The organism is Solidesulfovibrio carbinolicus (assembly GCF_004135975.1).
Classification (GTDB): domain Bacteria; phylum Desulfobacterota; class Desulfovibrionia; order Desulfovibrionales; family Desulfovibrionaceae; genus Solidesulfovibrio; species Solidesulfovibrio carbinolicus.
The window spans coordinates 4,121,379-4,141,202 of sequence record NZ_CP026538.1 but is presented as its reverse complement, the minus strand read 5'-3'; the positions used below and the strand labels follow the sequence as shown (position 1 = coordinate 4,141,202).

Here is a 19,824-nt window from a genome sequence, read left to right as displayed (position 1 = left end):
TTCCGGGCGGCTTCCGCCTGGAAGAACACCCCAAATCCCAGCCCCCGTCTTCTCTCGGGCCGCGCCTGACGACGTCTGCCGCGCCCGTCCTGCCCTTCCCCATATCGGGGGTCCGGGGGGCTGAGCCCCCCGGCCGCCGGAGGCATCTTTCCTTTTAATCCACTTTTATTTCAGTGCCTTTGCCTTCCGCCCCGCCCCGCGACACCAGCCGCTGGATGCCGCAGTAGAGCGCCGGCACGAAATACACGCCAAGCACGGTGGCGGCGATCATGCCACCGAAGACGGCGGTGCCCAGGGCGTGGCGGCTGGCCGCGCCGGCTCCTTTGGCCACGAGCATGGGCACGACGCCGAGGATGAAGGCGAACGAGGTCATGAGGATGGGCCGGAAGCGCAGGATGGAGGCCGAGACGGCGGCTTCGGCCGGGCTGTCGCCGGCTTCGTGGCGGGCCTTGGCGAATTCGACGATGAGGATGGCGTTTTTGGCGGCCAGGCCGATGAGCATGACCAGGCCGATCTGGGCGTAGACGTTGTTTTCCAGGCCGCGCAGCATTTGCGCGCCCATGGCCCCAAGCACGGCCATGGGCACGGCCAGGATGACGGCGAATGGCACGGCCCAGGATTCGTACTGGGCGGCCAGCACCAGGAAGACCATGAGCAGGGCCAGGCCGAAGATGAAGACGGATTGGCCGCCGGAGGAGGCTTCCTGGTAGGCGATGCCGGTCCAGGCGTAGCCGAAGCCCTGGGGCAGCTTGTCGCGGGCGAGAGCGGCCATGGATTTGAGCGATTGGCCGGAGGAGAAGCCTTCGGGGGTGCCGCCGGAGATTTCCACGGTGCGGAAGAGGTTGAAGCGGCGGATGTATTCCGGCCCTCGGATGTCCTTGGTTACGCCCAGGGTGCTCAAGGGAACCATCTCGTCCGCCGAGGAGCGCACGTAGAAGCGTTCGATGTCGGCGGGGCTGGTGCGGAAGCGCGGCTCGGCCTGGAGCATGACCCGGTAGGTGCGGCCGAATTTGTTGAAGTCGTTGACGTAGAGGCCGCCCAGGTAGGTCTGGAGCGCCTCGAACACGGTCTTGGGCGGGATGCCCAGGGTTTGCACCTTGTCGCGGTCGAGGTTGTAGAAGAGCTGGGGCACATCGACGCTGAAGTCGGTGAACAGGCCGGTGACGGCGGGCATGTTTCGGGCTTCGGCCAGGAAGTCGTAGGCCGTGGCGGCCAGTTCGGCCACCGGGCCGCCGGTGCGGTCCTGCAGTTCGAACTGGAAGCCGCCGGTGGAGCCAAGGCCGGGGATGGGCGAGGGATTGAAGGCCATGACGATGGCTTCCTGGACCCCGGCGAACTGTTTGCGGGTGCGGTCCATGACCGCGTCCAGGGAGAGCTGCGGCGTGGCGCGGTCTTCCCAGGGCTTCAAGATGACGAACAGGACCGAGCTGTAGGAGCTGTAGGTGCTGGTAAGCAGATTGAAGCCGCCAAGGGCCAGCACGTCGGCCACGGCCGGGTCGGCGGACAGGGTCTGTTCCAGCTGCTTGACCACGGCGTCGTTGCGCTCCAGCGACGCGCCCTCGGGCAGCATGGTGTTGACGATGAAGTAGCCCTGGTCCTCGTCGGGCACAAAGCCCGTGGGCAGGGTGACGAGCAGATGCCAGGCGCCGGCGCCCACGGCGATGAGGCAGACAATGGTGACGAGCATCCGCCGGATGGCCACGCGCACGCCGGCGGCGTAGCCGCGGGTGCAGGCGTCGAAGACGCGGTTAAAACCCCGGAAGAACGCGCCAAGCGGACCCTTGCCTTCGCCGGCCGGGCGCAGGATGAGCGCGCACAGGGCCGGGGAGAGGGTCAGCGCGCAGATGGCGGACAAGGCCACGGACACGGCCAGGGTCAGGGCGAACTGCTGGTAGAGCCGGCCGGTGACGCCGCCCATGAAGGCGACAGGCACGAACACGGAGATGAGCACAAGCGAGATGGCGATGACCGGGCCGGCCACTTCGGCCATGGCCGCCTTGGTGGCTTCCTTGGGCGGCAGTTTTTCGTGGTCGATCTTGTGCTGCACGGCCTCGACCACGACGATGGCGTCGTCCACGACGATGCCGATGGCCAGCACCAGACCGAACAGGGTCAGGGTGTTGATGGAGAAGCCGAAGACCTGCATGAAGGCAAAGGCCCCGACCAGGGAGACGGGCACGGTGAGCATGGGAATGAGCGTGGCCCGGCCGTTTTGCAGGAACACGTAGACCACGATGAGCACGAGCAGCACGGCCTCGAACAGGGTTTTGATGACTTCGTGGATGGAGGCGGTGACGAACTTGGTGGTGTCGTAGGGGATGGTGTAGCTGACGCCGGGCGGGAAATAGCCGGCCTGCTCGGCCATGATGGCCCGGATTTTCTCCACCACGTCCAGGGCGTTGGCCCCGGGCAGCTGGTAGACCTGGATGGTGCAGGTGGGGTTGCCGTTCAGGCGCGTGAACGCGCTGTAGCTCTGGCTGCCCAGCTCCACCCGGCCCACGTCGCGCACACGCACCATCTCTGCCCCCTTGCCGGTGCGCACAATGATGTCGGCGAACTCCTCGGGGTCGGCCAGCCGGCCCTTGACCTGGACGGACAGCTGGAATTCCTGGCCCGGGGGGGCGGGCGGCAGGCCGATCTGGCCGGCCGGGGCCTGGACGTTCTGTTCGCGGATGGCCTGGGCCACGTCGGAGGAAGTCAGGCCCAGGCGGGCGAGCTTGTCCGGGTCGAGCCACACGCGCATGCCGTAGTCGCGCTCGCCGAAAACGGTCACGTTGCCGACGCCGGGCACCCGGGCCAGGGCGTCGGTGATGTTAATCTTGGCGTAGTTGTTGAGAAAAAGCGTGTCGCGGCTGCCGTCGGGGGAGCTTAAGTTAATCACCAGCAGCATGTCCGGAGACTGTTTTTTGACCGAGATGCCCCGGCTGACGACTTCGGCGGGCAGTCGGGAGTTGGCCAGGGCGACGCGGTTTTGGACGTCCACGGTGGCCAGATCGAGGTCGCGGGAGATGTCGAAGGTGACGTTTAGGACCATGCGTCCGTCGTTGGAGCTGACGGAGTTCATGTAGAGCATGTCCTGGGCGCCGTTGACCTCCTGCTCGATGGGCGTGGCCACGGATTCTTCCACGACCTGGGCGCTGGCGCCGTCGTAGGTGGCGCTGACCTGGACTGTGGGCGGGACGATCTGGGGATACTGGGCGATGGGCAGGGTGAGGATGCAGATGGCCCCGACCAGGGTGATGACGATGGAGATGACGGCGGAAAAGACCGGCCTGTCGATGAAGAAATTGACCATGGCGGCGTCCTGGTGTTGCGTCCCTTAAAAAAGAGTCTTTTTTAAGAAAACATCATGGTTGTGGTCTGTTGCCCGCGAAACGCCGTGGGCGCTTTTCGTGGACGCGACACTAGGGCTTGGCTGCCGGCGCGGCAGCCGGCGCGGCGGCCGGGGCCTCGGCCTCGACGATCTTGGCCGGCACGCCGGGCCGAATCTTGGAAACGCCTTCCACGACGACCATGTCCGTGGGGGCCAGCCCCGAGTCGATGACGAAGTTGCCGTCCTTGGAGCCGCCCAGTGTCACGGCCTTGGCCTCGATCTTGCCGTTGCCGGCCACGACGTAGACGGACTTGCTGCCCTGGACGTCGATGATGGCCCGTTGGGGCACGAGCAGCGCGCCCTTGCGGTGCTCCAGCAAAGCCCGGACCTTGGCGAACTGGCCGGGCTTGAGCACGCCTTGGGGGTTTTTGAAGACGCCGCGCACGGCCAGGGTGCCGGTTTTGGCGTCCAGGGCCCGGTCGGCCATGTCGGCGTCGCCGGTGAGGGGATAAATGGAGTCGTCGGCCAGGATGAGCGTGAGGGGATATTCCCGGGGCTTGTCGCCGCCGGCCATGAGGGCCTTGGTGAATTCGAGATAGTCGCGTTCGCTGATGGAGAAATCGACGTACATGGGGTCGGTGGAGGAGATTTCGGCCAAAAGCGTGTTGTCGCCCTTGCCGACGAGGTTGCCCACGTTGACCAGGGACTTGCCGATGCGCCCGGCGATGGGAGCGGTGACCCGGGTGTAGCCGAGGTCGCGCTCAGCAGTTTCCACGGCGGTTTTGGCGCTGTCGGTGTTGGCGGCCAGCTCACGTTCGTTGGTCAGCCGGGTGTCGTATTCGTCGCGGCTGACGGCGCGCTGTTTATAGAGCTGCTCGAAACGGCCGAGATCGACTTTGGCCTTGGCCAAAAGCGCGTTCTGGCGATCCAGCTCGGCCCGGGCTTTCTGCAGGTTTTCCTGATACTGGCGCGGTTCGATGACGAAAAGCAGATCGCCCTTTTTGACCAGCGCGCCTTCGGTGAAGTTGCGCTCCTTGAGATAGCCCTCCACCCGGGCGCGGACTTCGATGTTTTCCTTGGCCGCCACCCGTCCCACATATTCGCCGTAGACCGGCACATCGGCCACCACGGGCTTTTTGGCCTGCACCAACACTGCCGGCGGTTCGGCCGGTTTGGCGTCTGCCTGTTTCTTGGCCGCGTCCTGGTCGCCGCAACCGGACAGGCAGGCCAGGGCGGCAAGCAGCAGCAGAGACAGACAGGTCGGCAGGGGGCGCAGCAACAGTCGGCGCATGGCAGTTCTCCTTGGCGGTGGCATACGATGTCTGTTTTATAAAAAAGCTGGCACGTTGGCGCAATCATAATCTCCAAAAAAGGCGAGAAATCTTTGCGAGTCGGCAACGGTTGGGGCAGGATGGCGGCTGTTGCCGTGACAACGATAATATACAATAATATACAAAATGTAATTGTTGCTTTTTCATGTTCGGCAAATCGCATCCGTCTGATGCGAGCCGACGGTGGCTGGCCGTACCGACATCTGGACAATCCAGTCGTCGATTGTTTCCTTCTGTGTTTCCGGCTCACCGTCCGGCCCGAGTCGTCGAAAGCGGCCGGACTGTTGACAGGGCGTCCCCTTTGCCGCATCCCTTGGCCTCGTGCGCCCGACCGGGCGTCCCACGCCAAGGAGACCGCGATGCTTTGCCCTTCCCTGCGATTTCTCGGCCCTCGCCGCCAGGATTACCTCCCGGGGCTGCTCGACCACTACGTGCCCATCGCCCGGGGCATGGCCCTTTTGGGCGAGGCTCTGGGGCGCAGCCTGGCCGCCGGACAGGACGCGGGATTTAAGGTGCTGGCCGGCGAGATCGACATCCTCGAAGCCGAGGCCGACAAGATCAAGCGGCGCATCCGCAATCACCTGCCGGCCGGCTTTCTCATGGTCATCGACAAGACGCTGTTTCTCAACTACACGCGCAGCCAGGACAATATCCTCGACGCCGTGCAGGAAGCCGTGGTCTGGCTGGGACTTGGCGAATTCGCCATGCCGCGCGACCTGGCCGAGGCCATGATCGAATGCGTGGCCCAGGCCCGGCGCACGGTGGAGCTTTTGGAACCGGCCTTGTCCGAAACCGTGGACCATGTGCTGGCCGGGCGCAGCGACCGGGGCGAGGTCAAGGGACGGATGCACGAAATCCGGCTGCAGCACCTCAAGGTGGTGCGCTCCAAACGCTCGCTCATTGCCGCCGCCTACGCCTCGGAGCTGGAATTCGCCCGGGTCTACCAGATCATCCGGTTCGTGGAGTACGTGTTTCGGGCCAGCCACAGCGCCGAGGGTTGCGCCGACATCCTGCGGGCCATGCTGGCCCGCTAGTGTCGCGTCTCTAAAAAATACGATAGTATTTTTTAGAAAAATAAATGGTTTTAGCTCGTTGACCACAAAACACCATATGCGCTTTTCGCGGACGCGACACTAGCGTCCTTGCTCAGGAGCGGCCCGGAACGGCCGTCGTTTCACAGGTGTGCGGGCTGCTGTTCCCGCAAACGGCTGGATGCCGCCATACACGCCCCGGCCGGGCCTTGCCGGGGACGTAAAATTGCCTGATAAAAAAACTGCCGCCGTCCCTCCCGGGCGGCGCGCGACATCCGGCAGGGAGCAAGGGCCATGAAACCGCCGCGCTCGGAACGTCTCCAAGCCATCATCGCCCGCCTGCACGCCTGCGGCTACCGGGTCACGCCCCAGCGCGAGGCCATTCTGGCGGCCATGGCCGACAGCCCGGACCATCCCACGGCCGAGGCCGTGCATCGCCGGCTGCTCCCGGCCATCCCTGACCTGAGCCTGGCCACGGTCTACAAGACGCTCACGGCGCTCAAGGCCTGCGGCGAGGTGCTGGAGTTGCAGTTCAGCAACCAGGACAACCGCTACGACGCGGCCCGGCCCAAGCCCCATCCGCATCTGATCTGCCAGGGCTGCGGCGCGGTGACCGACCCCGACCTGCCGGACGTGGAGGCCATGGCCCAGGCCCTGGCCGAGGCCACGGGCTACGCCATCACTTCCCATCGCCTGGATTTCTTCGGCCTGTGCCCGGCCTGCCGGGCGCGCGACGCGGCGGACTAGCCCCGCCCCTTCCCCCCATTGGGGGGTCCGGGGGCCTCAGGCCCCGGCCCCCCGAACGACGCTGGCCCCTCAGCCCCATAGACAGCCCTTCGGGCTCCCCGACGGCCAGAGAACCAACTCCTCGTAGCCCCCCCTTTAAACCTTTCTCCCGATGGGGGGGCCGGGGGCCTCAGGCCCCCGGCCGCCGGAGGCATCTTCCTCTTTTCTCTCCCCTTTTCGCTCATATTCGAACAGTCTCCCCCGCATAATGGCGGCCTTGCCGAACTTGTCGCGGATGCGGTCCAGGGCGGCGTCTATTTGGGCGTCGTGGCGGGCTTGCTTTTTGCCCGGCGGTTCGAGGAGGGCGAGTTGGCGGGGCGGCTCGCCAAACTGGGAGACGCCGACGCCGATGAGGCGCAGGGGGTGCGGCAGGGGTTCGGCCTCGAGCAGCGCCCGGGCGGTTTCGAAGATGGCGCTGTCCGAGGCGGTGGGTTCGGCCAGGGTGCGGCTGCGGGTGATCTGCTTAAACGTGTTGAACTTGAGCTTGATGGTGACGGTGCGGCCGCGAAGGCCTTCCTGGCGCAGTTCGCGGCCCACGCGTTCGGCCTGTTTGAGGAGCCAGGCGGCCAGGATGTCGCGGTCGGCGGTATCGGCTTCGAAGGTGTTCTCGGCGCTGACGGATTTGGCTTCGCGGTCGGTGCAGACCACGGCGCTGCCCCGGGCGTGGGCCTTGTCGTAGAGGTCCAGGCCCCATTTGCCGCAGTGGCGGGCCAAAAATTCCGGCTCGTGGCGGCGGATGTCGGCCACCACCCGGATGCCCAGGCGGGCGAGACTCTCCTCGGCGCGTTTGCCCACGCCCGGAATCTTGGACACAGGCAGGGGCCCCAGGAAATCCAGGGCGGTTTCCGGGCTGACGATGGTGAGCCCGTCGGGCTTGTCGTAGTCCGAGGCGATCTTGGCGATGAATTTGACCGGCGCGACGCCCACGGAACAGGGCAAGCCCGTGGCCTCGCGGATGGCGGCCTTCATGGCCCGGGCCATGGTTTCGGGCGGCCCGAAAAGCGTCTCGCAGCCGCTGATGTCGACGTAGGCCTCGTCGATGGAGGCGGGTTCGACCAGGGGGGAAAACCTGCCGAGGGTGGCCATGACGACGCGGGAGACCTCGCTGTAGCGGCGGCGGTTGCCGGGCAGGAACACGCCATGGGGACAGCGGCGTTTGGCTTCGGACACGGGCATGGCCGAGCGCACGCCGTAGACCCGGGCCTCGTAGGAGGCGGCCGAGACCACGCCCCGGTGGTGGTGGCCGATAATGACGGGTTTGCCTTTGAGGGAAGGCTCGTCGTGCTGTTCCACGGAGGCGAAAAAGGCGTCCATGTCGAGATGGAGGATCGCGGCCATGGAGGGAGGGTGCGACGGGGCGGCCCGAAAAGCAAGAGGCGCGGCCGGAAAGGTTCCGGGCCGCGCCCCTGGGGGAAAAAGGCTTCGCCCGCCTCAGGCGGACGTGTTGACGTGCACGCCCTTGCCCATGGCCGAGAGCACCTTGGTCTGGAAATCGTAATCGGCGTCAAGCTTGCCGTTGGCGTTGGTGTTGAGCTTGTCCAGGGTCTGGGTCACCACCTGGGCGCCCATGGTCTGCTGGTCCAAGGCCGAAGTCGTGGGTTTGGCGCTGCCGCCGCTCACTGCGTCCATGTCGCCTCCTTGAGGGAAAATTTCCCGCTCCTCGTCACTTATCGGCCACGGTTCGGGCGGAGTTTAGCGTCTGGTTGGACAGGGCGTCCTTTTTGCTGCTATGACCCGGCTACGACTCAAGCCCCGTCCAGGAGGACCGCATGCCTGTCGCTTCCTGCCCCGTGCATGGCCTAGACGCCGACGATCTGTCCTGCTCCATCCGCGAACATGTCGCCCACTCGCTGGGAAAACGCGGCCAGGAGGCCGGCTGCCGCGACGTGGCCACGGCCATGGCCCTGACCCTGCGCGACCGGCTGGTCGATCGGATGCTCGAAACCCGCGACCGCTACCGCGAGTCCCGGGCCAAGCGCATGTACTACCTTTCCATCGAGTATCTGCTCGGCCGATGCCTGGGCAACAATATCTACAACATGAACCTGCAGGGCGAGATGGCCGGTTTGCTCCAGTCCTGGGGCTTTTCCCTGGAGGAAATCCGCGAGCACGAGCGCGACCCGGCCCTGGGCAACGGCGGCCTGGGCCGGCTGGCCGCCTGCTTCCTCGACTCCCTGGCCACCCTGGACATGCCGGGCTGCGGCTACGGCATCCACTACGAATACGGGCTTTTTAAGCAGTCCATCGAAAACGACCGCCAGGTGGAGCGGCCGGACTACTGGATGGCCGAAGGCATGCCCTTGCAACTGGAACGCCGCGACCAGGCCGTCATCGTGCCTCTTTATGGCCGGGTGGAGGACCATCAAGGCCCGGACGGCGGCTATCTGCCCTTGTGGGTGGACTGGCAGGATCTGGTCGGCGTGCCCTACGACATCCCCATCGTGGGCTACGGCGACCGCACCGTCAATTACCTGCGCCTTTTCGCCGCCAAATCCACCGACAACTTCAACATGCAGATTTTCGACCAGGGCGACTACATCAAGGCCATCCACCAGAAGGTCTATTCCGAACTCATTTCCAAAGTGCTGTATCCCAGCGAATCCATCTCCTTTGGCAAGGAGCTGCGCCTGGTGCAGGAGTTCTTCCTGGTCTTTTGCTCCATCCGCGACATCACCCGCCGCTTCCTCAAGCAAAACCGCAACATCGAGGAACTGCCGGAATTCACCGCCATCCAGCTCAACGACACCCACCCGGCCCTGGCCGTGGCCGAGCTCATGCGGCTTTTGGTCGACGAACGCCGGGTGCCCTGGGAGCGGGCCTGGAACATCGTCACCCGCACGCTGGCCTTCACCAACCATACGCTGATGCCCGAAGCCCTGGAGATGTGGTCGGTGGAGCTCATGGAAAAGGTGCTGCCGCGCCATTTGCAGATCATCTACGAGGTAAACCGCCGCTTCCTCGATACCGTGCGCGCCTCGGGCGTCACCGACGAGGCGAAAATCCGGCGCATGTCGCTTATTGACGAAAACGGCGGCAAGCAGGTGCGCATGGCCCATCTGGCCGTTCTCGGTTCGCACTCGGTCAACGGCGTGTCCAAGCTCCATTCCGAGCTGGTCAAAAAAGTGCTCTTCCCGGACTACGCCGCTCTGTGGCCGGGCAAATTCAACAACAAGACCAACGGCATCACCCCCAGACGCTGGTTGTACAAGGCCAACCCCGGGCTGTCCGGCCTTATCAGCGAAGCCATCGGCGAGGACTGGATCACCGACCTCGACCAGCTGCAAAAGCTCGCCCCCCTGGCCGAGGATCCGTCGTTTCGGGAGCGCTTCGCCGGGGTCAAGCGCGCGGCCAAGGCCAAGCTCGCGGACTTCTTCGCCAAAACCACCGGCATCGTGGTCTCGCCCGACGCCGTTTTCGACATGCAGGCCAAGCGCATCCACGAATACAAGCGCCAGCTGTTAAACGCCATGCATGTCATCCACGACTATCTGCGCGTGACCGAGGACGGCTACGTGCCGCCGGCCCCGCGGGTCTATGTGTTCGCCGGCAAGGCCGCGCCCGGCTATTTCGAGGCCAAGGAGATCATCCACCTCATTTGCCGCCTGTCCAAGGTCATAAACGCCGACAAGCGGGCCAGCGAATGGATCAAGGTGGTTTTTGCCGCCGACTACCGGGTGTCCCTGGCCGAAAAGCTCATCCCGGCCGCCGACGTCAGCGAACAGATTTCCACCGCCGGCACCGAGGCCTCGGGCACGGGCAACATGAAGTTTTCCTTAAACGGCGCGCTGACCGTGGGGACCCTCGACGGAGCCAACATCGAAATCCGCGAGGCCGTGGGCGCGGAGAATTTCTACCTCTTCGGGCTCACCACCCCCGAGGTGGAACGGATGCTTGGCGCGGGCAGCTACGACCCCTGGGAATACTACCGCAAGCACCCCGAAATCCGCCGGGTCCTCGACGCCCTGTCGGCCGGGCGCTTTTCCCCGGACGAGCCGGCCGTGTTCCACTGGATGTTCGAAAAGCTCTTGTCGCGAAACGAACGCTACCTGCATCTGGCCGATTTCATGACCTATCTCGACGCCCATGAGCGCATCGGCATGGAGTACGCCAACCCCGACGTCTGGATGCGCAAGGCTGTGCTCAACGTGGCCCGCATGGGCACGTTTTCTTCGGACCGCACCATCCGCGAGTACGCCCGCGATATCTGGGGCATCAAACCCTTCCCCCCCAAGGGGGCCGCGCCCCGGGCCTGAGCCGTTTTCCCTTTTTTCCTAGGTGAAACAGACTCAATGGGTAATGTCTTGATATGCCTCCCTTAAAACGTGACTGTCGGCATGTTTTAAGGGAGGTGTGACGCCTTTTCCCCATCAGTCCATTGGGCGTGGGCCGGCCGGGTTTTTCTCCCGGCCGGCCCCTACCGCCGGCCGGCAAAATGTATTATAGGCCCATCCCACCCATCGAACAAAGGACTCTTCATGATCGGCATATCCAAGCTTTACTGCGGCGGCGTGGAGGCTTCCGACGCCCTGCGCTACGGACGGCATTCCGGCAAGCTCCCGTCGCACCTGCTGCAATTTTCCAAGGACAAAAAGCCCGTCGTGGTCTGGAACATGACCCGCCGGTGCAACCTCAAGTGCGTGCACTGCTACGCCAAGGCCGTGGACCCCGAGGGCGCCGACGACATCGGCACCGTCGAGGCCAAGGCCATGATCGACGATCTGGCCGCCTACGGCGCGCCGGTGATGCTTTTTTCCGGCGGCGAGCCGCTGGTGCGCAAGGATCTGACCGAACTGGCCTCCCATGCCGTGTCCAAGGGGATGCGGGCCGTTATTTCCACCAACGGCACGCTCATTACCCGTGACAAGGCCCGGGAACTGAAGTCCGTGGGCCTTTCTTACGTCGGCATTTCCCTGGATGGCGGCGAAGAGGTCCACGACAAGTTCCGCGGCGTGGCCGGCTCGTTCAAAAAGGCCCTGGAGGGCATTGAGAACTGCCAAAACGAGGGCCTCAAGGTCGGCCTGCGCTTCACCATCAACAAGCGCAACGCCTCCGAGGTGCCGCTGCTGTTTGACCTCTTGCGCGAACGCGAAGTGCCGCGCATCTGTTTCTACCATCTGGTCTATTCCGGCCGGGGCTCGGAACTCATCGCCGAGGACCTGGACCACGCCGCCACCCGGGCGCTGGTGGACCTCATCATGGACCGCACCAAGGCCCTACACGACGCCGGAATGCCCAAGGAAGTCCTGACCGTGGACAACCACGCCGACGGCCCCTACGTCTACCAGCGCCTGCTGCGCGAAGACCCGACCCGCGCCGCCGACGTCATGGAACTGCTGTCGTTTAACGAAGGCAACAACTCCGGCCGGGGCATCGGCTGCATCTCCTGGGACGGCAAGGTCCATCCCGACCAGTTCTGGCGGCACCATGTTTTCGGCAACGTGCGGCAGCGTCCGTTCTCCGAGATCTGGGACGACCCGAACATCGAGCTTCTGGCCAAGCTCAAGGACAAGAAAAAATATGTGAAAGGGCGTTGCGCCGCCTGCCGTTACCTGTCGATTTGCGGCGGCAACTTCCGGGCCCGGGCCGAGGCCGTCTACGACGACGTCTGGGCGCCCGATCCGGCCTGCTACCTGACCGACGACGAGATTCGCCAGGACGGCTAGTGTCGCGTCCCTTAAAAAATACCAGGGTATTTTTTAAGTAAAATCCGTGGGTTTCGTCTGTTGCCTGCGAAATGCCCTCCGGGCTTTTCGTGGACGCGACACAAGCGCGGCGAAGGCCGGGGCCATGCGCGGCGTCGGCGAACAGGATACAACAAAGGGCCGGAAGAGCTGTCTTTCGGCCCTTTTGCTTGGCGCACAGGCGCAATGGGAGCGGACGTGGGCAAACGGCTGAAAATGGCGACGGCGCTGGTCATGGCGACGGCTGCGGTTGCGGCGTTATGGTTATGGTCGCGGCCCGATCCCGAAGCCCGGTTCGCCTGGCTTGATCACCACGCCTTTCGCAACGATCCTGCCGCCCGGTTCGATCCGAACCTGGGCTTTCGTTTGAAGGAAAGCGTGTCCATGTACGGGTTCCGGCACAACGCGGCCGGACTCGTCGGGCCCGAAATCGGCCCCAAGGCGGCCGGGACCGTGCGCGTGGCCTGTCTTGGCGGCTCGACCACCCTGGGGGCCGGCGTCCCCATCGACGCCTACAGCTATCCCGCCCTGCTCCAAGCGATGTTCGACCTGGTCACGGGCGGCCAGCGGCGGGTGGAAGTCCTCAACGCCGGGGTTTTTGGCTACCATTCCCTGCATACGCCCCTTCGCGTGGCCGAGCTGGCCGCGTTTTCGCCCGACGTCTACGTGGTCATGGACGGCTTAAACGACCTCGACGCCGTGCGTTCCGTGCCGCAAACCGTTTTTGAACGGGCCCGTCTGGGGCGGCTGGCCGCCGCTGCCCGGGATCTGGGACGGCGGCTGGCCGGCGACGACAGCCGGATAGCCGCCGCCATGCCAGGCCTGCACGGCTTGGAAGCCAAGTGGCGGCTGGCCGACATGGCCGGCAATCTGTCCAGGGCGGCCTATCTGGCCGGCCGGCAGAGAGCGGCCATGCTCCTTGTTTCCGATCCGTTGCGCTTGGAGTCGGCCTTGCCCGGGGCTGGGCAGGACAGGAGCGAGCAGGCGAGGTTATTGGCCTTTGGGGCTGAGGTGTTGCCGGTGGCGGCGGTCGCCGCCGCAGCCGGCCGGCCCGGCGTGGCGCTGCTCGACGTGCAGCCGGTCTTTGCCGCCGCCCTGACCGACGCGGCCACAACTCGCCGGGTCTGGGCCGACGGCCTGCATTTGACGCGCTACGGCAACTTTTTGCTGGCCCGGGAGGTGTTTCGCGCTTTGTCGGCCCGTCCGCCCGTGGCAGGCGTTCTCGGCGACCGTCCGCTGCCTGACGACAACACCCTGGAAATGGCCTTCCCGGCCTGCCTGGAGTGGCGGCCGGCCGACGGTTCGGGACGGCCGAAAACGGCGGAGGGGGGGGCGCGCCTTGTTTCCACGGCCAACCTCAAGGAGGGGCCAGTGGATCGGGAAGGCTGGAGCAGCCTGACCGTCGTTGATCCGGCAACGCCTGGGGAAGCCGTGTTGCACGTGCCCTCCGGGGGGCGGACGATGCGCGTCTATCCGCGCATTGAAGGTCCGGGCGACGTGGTGGCCATCTGGGCCGTGGATGCCGGCGGGACAGGGCGGGAGCTTTTCGCCCTGCGCAAAACCTTTGCCGATGGGGTGTGGTCGGCGGAAGGCGAATGGTACCGGGTGCCCCTGCCTGAAGGAGACGGCTGGCGAGTTGTGGCGCGTCTGACCGGTGAGAACGCCCAATTGTTTCATCGTGGCGAAGCGGTGCTTTTTCCCATGGAGTGAACTTTCTTTTTCTTATAATTATATATCGGCAACTTTTGCAGGGACTTGACAGGCAGCTTGTGATTTCTTTCCCGAACGGCCCTTGCCAGCGGCCTGGGCCGGGCGTACCCCGGAGTTGGAAAGCGCCCCCCCACCGGCCGTATCCTGGCGAAACGGCCCACCGTGGGGTGCGGACGCGGCGAAGCGGCCCTGGTTTGGACAACCCCCGCAACCAACGCCCCTCGTGTTTCCGTTGTGACCGGACGCCCGCCCCTGGGGCAAGCGCCTGGTCGACGAGACCCGGACCCGCCATCCGCCCGCCCGGGCCCCGGACGCCGCACGAGATCGCCGGACGTAAACCCGGCGGACGACGGCAGCCGCCCGTCGGCGACTTGGGGACACCCCCCGAGGAGTCGGACATGAGTCTGATGGATGTCGGCGCCATTCTTGGCGCGCTGGTGTTTCTGGCCCTGCTTGGCGCCCTCGTCTACAAGATGAGCCTCAAGCACTAAGGAAAGCCGCGTACGCGACGCGTCAGCCGGGCGTCCGTCTCCCTGGGGAGCGGACGCCCGTCGCGTTTGCAGCACGGTGCGGTTCCTGGGCGGAAGGCCGGCGGTTTGCCGGCTAGGGCGAGAGGCCGCCTAGTGGCGGGGATGGTCGGCGGCGGCGACGCGGGCCAGGGCGACTTCGGCCCGGCGGCGCATACGGAAAAGCGCCCGCATGCAGGTCAGGTCGTTCTCGGCCACGATGTCGGCCAGAGCCTCCACGGCGATGGTCAGACGCTCTTCGACAGAGAGGTTCATGTCAGCGACAACGGTCTCGATTTCTTTGGCTTTCTTGACAGTGGCGGCAGTGGCGCTCATCTCGCATCCCCTTGCTGGCCGGGCGGCCGTGTGTTTTCCCGGCGGCTTCATACGCCCGGGCCGCTGGTCTGTAAAGCCTCTTCCCCGGTTGACCGTGCACGGGAAAAAGGAATAGTGTTGCGATTACGACTGGCCGCCGTTCGGCAAGGGCGGCCGGCAAGGGGGAGACCGTGGCCTGGTTGCCTGTGGACGCCCTGGAATCCGGCATGACCCTGGCCTCCGATCTCAAGGGGCCGGACGGCAATATGCTGTTGCCCAAGGGGATCGTCCTTACCGAGAGCCATATCGCCAGCCTGCGGCGTCGCGGCGTGGTCCAGGCCGACGTGGGCAGCGGCCAGGACGAGGCCATGGCCAGCGCGGCCAATCTCGACCCGGCCCTGATCGAAGCCAGCGCCCAGTACGTGGTCCGGCGTTTTGCCGCCAACGACGTCGAGCACCCGGCCGTGGCCGCCGTCTACGAAGCCGCGGTGCTGCGCCAGGCCCGGGAGCTGGCCGCCGGCGCGCCGCTGTTGCCCGATATTTTCCCCAGTCCCCGGGCCGAATCCATGACCGACATGTTTTTCCGCGAGGAAGGCAGCGTCAAGGACATCGTCACCAGCGAAGTCAAGCTGGCGTCTTTCCCGGACATCTATTTCAAGATCCGCCAGATCCTCGATGCGCCCACCAGCTCGCCCAGCCAGGTGGCCGACGTCGTCAGCAAGGACACAAGCCTTTCGGCCAAGTTGTTAAAGCTCGTCAACAGCCCTTTTTACGGCCTGCCCCAGCGCATCGACTCCATTTCCCGGGCGGTCATGGTCATCGGCGGCCAGGAGATTTCCACCCTGGTGCTGGGCATTTCGGCCATGAACGCCTTTAAGGACATTCCCCCGGAACTGATCAACATGCGCACGTTCTGGGAGCATTCCGTGGCCGTTGGCGTCTACGCCCGGCTGCTGGGCGCGGCGGCCGGCCAGGGCGGGGCCGAGCGACTTTTTGTCGCCGGCATCCTCCACGACATCGGCCGGCTGGTGCTGTTTAAGAAGATGCCCCACGCCGCCGTGGAAGCCATCTACTACGCCAAGGCCAACGGCTTGCCGCTCTACGCCGCCGAGGAAGAGGTCATGGGGTTTTCCCATCCGCTGGTCGGCGGGCTGCTGCTGCGGGCCTGGAAGTTCCCCGACGCGTTGGTGTCCTGCGTGGCCTGCCATCACAAGCCGGCCAGCTGCGCCGGCAACGTGGAGCCGGCCATCCTCCATGTGGCCGATTTCATGGCCGTGGGCATGGGCATTTCGCCGCCGGCTTCCTTTGTCGCGCCTATCCTCGACGCCCCGGCCTGGGAGCGGCTCGGCGTCGCCCCCGAGCGACTGGGCGAGCTGGCCAAAGCCGGGCTGGCCCAGGTGGAAGAGATCGTCAGCGCCTTTTTCCCTGTCCGCAAGTCTTGATACAACTCCCAGAAAACGAGGTGTATTGTGAATATCGGTGATTTCCACCGTGGCCGTCGTCTGCGGCGCACGGCAGGGCTGCGCGACCTGGTCCGCGAGACCGAACTGCGCCCGGCCGACCTGATCCAGGGCTATTTCGTGGTCGATACCCCGGACGCCGACTTTGAAAAACCCATCAAATCCATGCCCGGCCAGAGCCAGTTCTCGGTGGAGCGGCTGGTGGCCCGGGTGGGCCAGGCCATGGACCTGGGGCTGCGGGCGGCCATCGTCTTCGGGCTGCCGGCCAAAAAGGACCCGGCCGGCTCCGGGGCCTACGCCGACGACGGCATCGTGCAGCGGGCCGTCACGCGCCTGAAGGAAACCTATCCGTCGCTCACCGTGGTCACCGACGTGTGCCTGTGCGAATACACAAGCCACGGCCACTGCGGCCTGCTCGACGGCCACGGCGAGGTGCGAAACGACCCGACCCTGGAGCTTTTGGCCAAGACCGCCGTGAGCCAGGTCCGGGCCGGGGCCGACATCGTGGCCCCCTCGGACATGATGGACGGCCGGGTGGCGGCCATCCGGGAAGCCCTGGACGAGGCCGGCTTTTCCCACATCCCCATCATGAGCTACGCCGTCAAATACGCCTCGGCCTTCTACGGTCCCTTCCGTGACGCCGCCGACAGCGCCCCGGCCTTCGGCGACCGCCGGGGCTACCAGATGGACCCGGCCAATTACCGCGAAGGCCTGCGCGAGGCGGCGGCCGATCTGGCCGAAGGCGCGGATATCCTCATGGTCAAGCCGGCCATGCCGTATCTCGATGTCTTGCGGGCGCTGCGGGACAATTTCGACACGCCCATCGCCGCCTACCAGGTCAGCGGCGAGTACGCCATGCTCAAAGCGGCCATCGCCAACGGCTGGCTCGACCCCAAGCGGTCGGTGCTTGAGGCGCTGCTGGGCATCAAGCGGGCGGGGGCGGACATGATTATCACCTATTTTGCCGAGGAAGTGCTGCCCTGGCTCAAATAGGGCGGCGCGGCGGCCACGAAGAAACGGCGTCCGGGAGCGAGGCTTCCGGACGCCGTTTGCGTTTTGCAGGCTGGGGCGGTCTCGTTTTGCCGTCTGCCGTTCCCGGCCGGCGGCCGGGCCTGAAGTGGCGAGCCGCTGTGTCCCGCTCCCGACGCATCGACCGGACGTTGGGCCCCAAGCCGGAGCGCGGCCCAGACCAGACGCCGGATTAATGGAAGCTGAACTTCTGGACCGAGGTGTCGATGGCGTCGAGCAGCGATCCGGCCAAGGGCTGATAGCCCTGGGGCAGGTTGGCCTTGAGGTCGGCCAGGCATTGGGGCTTGGCCTTGCCGGCCATGAGGCAGTAGTAGGCGGCGGTGGCCGCCTCCAGATGCTTTTCTTCATTGGCGGCGGCGTTGGCGGCCGCATGTTTGGCCGCCGCTTCGAGGGCCTCGTACCGCTTGGGGAATTCGCCCGGCTTGTCGGGACGCCAGCCGCCATCGGCGAAAACGCCGTAGCGGATCGGGGCGGGGTGGGAACCGGGATAATAATCGATGACGACGTCGTTGGGGGCCATGTCGCTGAAGCCGTTTAAACTGTGGTCAACGGTTTCCAGCAAGCCGTCCTGCGCAAAAGGCGAAAAGGAACCGTCCCAGCCGATGGCGACCCGGGCATAGCTGATGGATGCGCCGTCGTAGGTGAATACTTCATGGGTCCAGCAACAACTGGCTCCGCCGTCGAAGAGTTTAAGCACCAGGGTGGCCATGCCGTGCTTGGGAAAATCGACGGCGATTTCCGTTTGCTTGAACGTGTCGGTCGTCTGGGCCGACGTGAGGATTTTCTTGCCCTTGTACACGGCATCGACGACCCAGGGCGTCATGGGATCGCGACTCTTCTTGAAGGCGACGTCGAGGCCGTAAAATGTGATCCGGTTGCCTTTGACGACGATGTTCTTGTCCGTGTTGGTCTTTTGCCATTGGGCCAGGGTTTCGCCGTGGGCGGCGCGCGGCATGGACGGCAACAGCGCGAGGCAGGCGACGACGAAGCAGGCGGCAACGAATTCGAACGGGGTCGCGGCGGATTTCATGGTCGGCTCCTTGGTTGCCAGAATGCATACGATGGATGGCATTTTCAAAGTAATGTCAAGGCGGGCGTGCCCTTGTCTCGCCGCAGCTCCAGGCTGGACGCGTGGTGAGCGCAGAGGGCGGCGGCTGCCTCGTAGAGGTGATCTCCGCCCTCCCAGCCGGGCAACGTCTCCGGCTCCCGTCGCCACTCCCCGGGCAAGCCCCCGCCCGTGCCTTGCCTCGCGCCGCCCAACCGTTATATTGAGCGGACCGTCGCCGCCAAACCGGCGGCAAATTCCCGCCAAGGAGGACGCCGCGACGCGCGTCGTCGCGGCCCACGCCATATGCAGCATCCCCACAGCAAAGGTTCCGGCCATCCCCACGGCATGGGCTCCGGCCACCCCGGCGGCCATCCACTCGGGCATCCGGGCGGCCACCCCCAGACCGGCCCGGCCGGCGCGCCGCCGCTTCGCCTCGTCGCCTGGGAAGTCACCCGGGCCTGCAACCTGGCCTGCAAGCACTGCCGGGCCGAGGCCTGCCTCGATCCCTGGCCGGGCGAGTTCGACACCAAGGACGCCAAGGCGCTCATCGACACCTTCCCCGAGACCGGCAGCCCCATCATCATCTTCACCGGCGGCGAGCCGCTGTTGCGTCCCGACATCTTCGACCTCGTGCGCCACGCCAGAAGCCGCGACCTGCGCTGCGTCATGGCTCCCAACGGCACGCTGATCACCCCGGAAAACGCCCGGGAGATCAAGGCCTCGGGCATTGCCCGCTGCTCCATCTCCATAGACGCCCCCACCGCCGCCGACCACGACGACTTCCGGGGCGTGCCCGGTGCGTTTGAAGGGGCGCTTCGCGGCATCGAATACCTGAAGTCCGCCGGCATGGAGTTCCAGATCAACACCACCGTGACCCGGCACAACATGGGCAACTTCAAGGAGATCTTCAAACTGGCCGAAAAGCTCGGGGCCGCCGCCTGGCACATCTTCCTGCTGGTGCCCACCGGCCGGGCCGCCCAGCTCGGGGCGGAGATCATCACGGCCAAGGAATACGAGGAAGTCCTCAACTGGTTCTACGACTTCCGCAAGACCACCAATATGCACTTGAAGGCCACCTGCGCCCCGCACTACTACCGGATCATGCGCCAGCGGGCCAAGGCCGAGGGCCTGGCCGTCACCCCGGACACCTTCGGCATGGACGCCATGACGCGCGGCTGCCTGGGCGGCACCGGCTTTTGCTTCATCTCGGCCGTGGGCCAGGTCCAGCCCTGCGGCTACCTCGACCTCGACTGCGGCCAGGTGCGCGAAAAGCCGTTCCCGGAAATCTGGCGCACCTCGCGCCAGTTCCTTCAGTTCCGCAACAAGGACGAATACGAAGGCAAGTGCGGCGTGTGCCAGTACCACCGCGTCTGCGGCGGCTGCCGGGCCCGGGCCCAGACCATGTCCGGCAACTACATGGCTCCGGAACCCCTGTGCGACTACACCCCGCCCAAGGCGGGCGAATAATGCCAATTATAAAACATAACGACAGTTGTGTTTTATAAATATAAAATTAAATCAATATGTTGATTGCAGGGTGAGGCCCCCGGACCCCCCACTTGGGGGAAATCGTGAGCGGCGTTAAGTTGGAAGCGCGGCGGCCGGGATGCGGTC

The 19,824-nt window shown here is 65.3% G+C and carries 14 protein-coding genes; 8 read left to right on the top strand and 6 right to left on the bottom strand.

What is annotated here, in order from left to right:
- Positions 1 to 154: 154 nt before the first annotated feature.
- Positions 155 to 3,295, bottom strand: a complete 3,141-nt coding sequence (locus C3Y92_RS18525; RefSeq protein ID WP_129355109.1) for an efflux RND transporter permease subunit — start codon at positions 3,293 to 3,295, stop codon at positions 155 to 157.
- Positions 3,296 to 3,404: 109 nt separating this feature from the next.
- Complete coding sequence (locus C3Y92_RS18520; protein WP_129355107.1) at positions 3,405 to 4,604, bottom strand: efflux RND transporter periplasmic adaptor subunit; 1,200 nt, start codon at positions 4,602 to 4,604, stop codon at positions 3,405 to 3,407.
- 399 nt (positions 4,605 to 5,003) lie between these two features.
- Between C3Y92_RS18520 and C3Y92_RS18515 the strand changes: the two genes are divergently transcribed.
- The gene (locus C3Y92_RS18515) at positions 5,004 to 5,678 is read left to right on the top strand and encodes a DUF47 domain-containing protein (protein WP_129355105.1); all 675 of its coding nucleotides are present in this window, start codon (positions 5,004 to 5,006) and stop codon (positions 5,676 to 5,678) included.
- A 291-nt stretch (positions 5,679 to 5,969) separates the two neighbouring features.
- Positions 5,970 to 6,422: a Fur family transcriptional regulator gene (locus C3Y92_RS18510; RefSeq protein WP_129355103.1), complete on the top strand. Its 453-nt coding sequence runs from the start codon at positions 5,970 to 5,972 to the stop codon at positions 6,420 to 6,422.
- Between the two features lie 135 nt (positions 6,423 to 6,557).
- Here C3Y92_RS18510 and C3Y92_RS18505 read toward each other — a convergent pair whose 3' ends face one another.
- Both C3Y92_RS18505 and C3Y92_RS18500 read right to left on the bottom strand, forming a co-directional pair.
- The gene (locus C3Y92_RS18505; RefSeq protein WP_129355101.1) at positions 6,558 to 7,799 is read right to left on the bottom strand and encodes a DNA polymerase IV; all 1,242 of its coding nucleotides are present in this window, start codon (positions 7,797 to 7,799) and stop codon (positions 6,558 to 6,560) included.
- 93 nt (positions 7,800 to 7,892) lie between these two features.
- Positions 7,893 to 8,090: a hypothetical protein gene (locus tag C3Y92_RS18500; RefSeq protein ID WP_129355099.1), complete on the bottom strand. Its 198-nt coding sequence runs from the start codon at positions 8,088 to 8,090 to the stop codon at positions 7,893 to 7,895.
- A 140-nt stretch (positions 8,091 to 8,230) separates the two neighbouring features.
- On the opposite strand from C3Y92_RS18500, the gene C3Y92_RS18495 reads away from it, so the two are divergent.
- From C3Y92_RS18495 to C3Y92_RS18485, 3 genes are all read left to right on the top strand, one after another.
- Positions 8,231 to 10,714, top strand: a complete 2,484-nt coding sequence (locus C3Y92_RS18495; RefSeq protein ID WP_129355097.1) for a glycogen/starch/alpha-glucan phosphorylase — start codon at positions 8,231 to 8,233, stop codon at positions 10,712 to 10,714.
- Between the two features lie 222 nt (positions 10,715 to 10,936).
- Complete coding sequence (ahbC, locus tag C3Y92_RS18490; RefSeq protein ID WP_129355095.1) at positions 10,937 to 12,124, top strand: 12,18-didecarboxysiroheme deacetylase; 1,188 nt, start codon at positions 10,937 to 10,939, stop codon at positions 12,122 to 12,124.
- Between the two features lie 216 nt (positions 12,125 to 12,340).
- Positions 12,341 to 13,852, top strand: coding sequence for an SGNH/GDSL hydrolase family protein (locus C3Y92_RS18485; RefSeq protein WP_165352143.1), 1,512 nt, complete (start codon positions 12,341 to 12,343; stop codon positions 13,850 to 13,852).
- Positions 13,853 to 14,472: 620 nt separating this feature from the next.
- On the opposite strand, the gene C3Y92_RS18480 is transcribed toward C3Y92_RS18485, so the two are convergent.
- Positions 14,473 to 14,694, bottom strand: coding sequence for a hypothetical protein (locus C3Y92_RS18480; protein ID WP_129355091.1), 222 nt, complete (start codon positions 14,692 to 14,694; stop codon positions 14,473 to 14,475).
- A 170-nt stretch (positions 14,695 to 14,864) separates the two neighbouring features.
- Between C3Y92_RS18480 and C3Y92_RS18475 the strand changes: the two genes are divergently transcribed.
- Together C3Y92_RS18475 and hemB are read left to right on the top strand one after the other, a co-directional pair.
- A complete protein-coding gene (locus C3Y92_RS18475; RefSeq protein WP_129355089.1) occupies positions 14,865 to 16,115 on the top strand; it encodes an HDOD domain-containing protein in 1,251 nt (416 codons plus the stop codon).
- 27 nt (positions 16,116 to 16,142) lie between these two features.
- Complete coding sequence (gene hemB / locus C3Y92_RS18470) at positions 16,143 to 17,126, top strand: porphobilinogen synthase (protein WP_129355087.1); 984 nt, start codon at positions 16,143 to 16,145, stop codon at positions 17,124 to 17,126.
- A 208-nt stretch (positions 17,127 to 17,334) separates the two neighbouring features.
- On the opposite strand, the gene C3Y92_RS18465 is transcribed toward hemB, so the two are convergent.
- Complete coding sequence (locus C3Y92_RS18465) at positions 17,335 to 18,192, bottom strand: hypothetical protein (RefSeq protein ID WP_129355085.1); 858 nt, start codon at positions 18,190 to 18,192, stop codon at positions 17,335 to 17,337.
- A gap of 321 nt (positions 18,193 to 18,513) precedes the next feature.
- On the opposite strand from C3Y92_RS18465, the gene ahbD reads away from it, so the two are divergent.
- Positions 18,514 to 19,677 (top strand): heme b synthase, encoded by a 1,164-nt coding sequence (gene ahbD, locus C3Y92_RS18460; RefSeq protein WP_129355083.1) that lies wholly within the window; start codon positions 18,514 to 18,516, stop codon positions 19,675 to 19,677.
- The last annotated feature ends 147 nt before the right edge of the window (positions 19,678 to 19,824 follow it).

What these genes read in the sequence shown, in the direction of transcription:
- C3Y92_RS18525 (WP_129355109.1), bottom strand. Translation starts at nt 3,295, where the DNA reads ATGGTCAATTTCTTCATCGACAGGCCGGTCTTTTCCGCCGTCATCTCC.
- C3Y92_RS18520 (WP_129355107.1), bottom strand. Translation starts at nt 4,604, where the DNA reads ATGCGCCGACTGTTGCTGCGCCCCCTGCCGACCTGTCTGTCTCTGCTG.
- C3Y92_RS18515 (WP_129355105.1), top strand. Translation starts at nt 5,004, where the DNA reads ATGCTTTGCCCTTCCCTGCGATTTCTCGGCCCTCGCCGCCAGGATTAC.
- C3Y92_RS18510 (WP_129355103.1), top strand. Translation starts at nt 5,970, where the DNA reads ATGAAACCGCCGCGCTCGGAACGTCTCCAAGCCATCATCGCCCGCCTG.
- C3Y92_RS18505 (WP_129355101.1), bottom strand. Translation starts at nt 7,799, where the DNA reads ATGGCCGCGATCCTCCATCTCGACATGGACGCCTTTTTCGCCTCCGTG.
- C3Y92_RS18500 (WP_129355099.1), bottom strand. Translation starts at nt 8,090, where the DNA reads ATGGACGCAGTGAGCGGCGGCAGCGCCAAACCCACGACTTCGGCCTTG.
- C3Y92_RS18495 (WP_129355097.1), top strand. Translation starts at nt 8,231, where the DNA reads ATGCCTGTCGCTTCCTGCCCCGTGCATGGCCTAGACGCCGACGATCTG.
- ahbC (WP_129355095.1), top strand. Translation starts at nt 10,937, where the DNA reads ATGATCGGCATATCCAAGCTTTACTGCGGCGGCGTGGAGGCTTCCGAC.
- C3Y92_RS18480 (WP_129355091.1), bottom strand. Translation starts at nt 14,694, where the DNA reads ATGAGCGCCACTGCCGCCACTGTCAAGAAAGCCAAAGAAATCGAGACC.
- C3Y92_RS18465 (WP_129355085.1), bottom strand. Translation starts at nt 18,192, where the DNA reads ATGAAATCCGCCGCGACCCCGTTCGAATTCGTTGCCGCCTGCTTCGTC.
- ahbD (WP_129355083.1), top strand. Translation starts at nt 18,514, where the DNA reads ATGCAGCATCCCCACAGCAAAGGTTCCGGCCATCCCCACGGCATGGGC.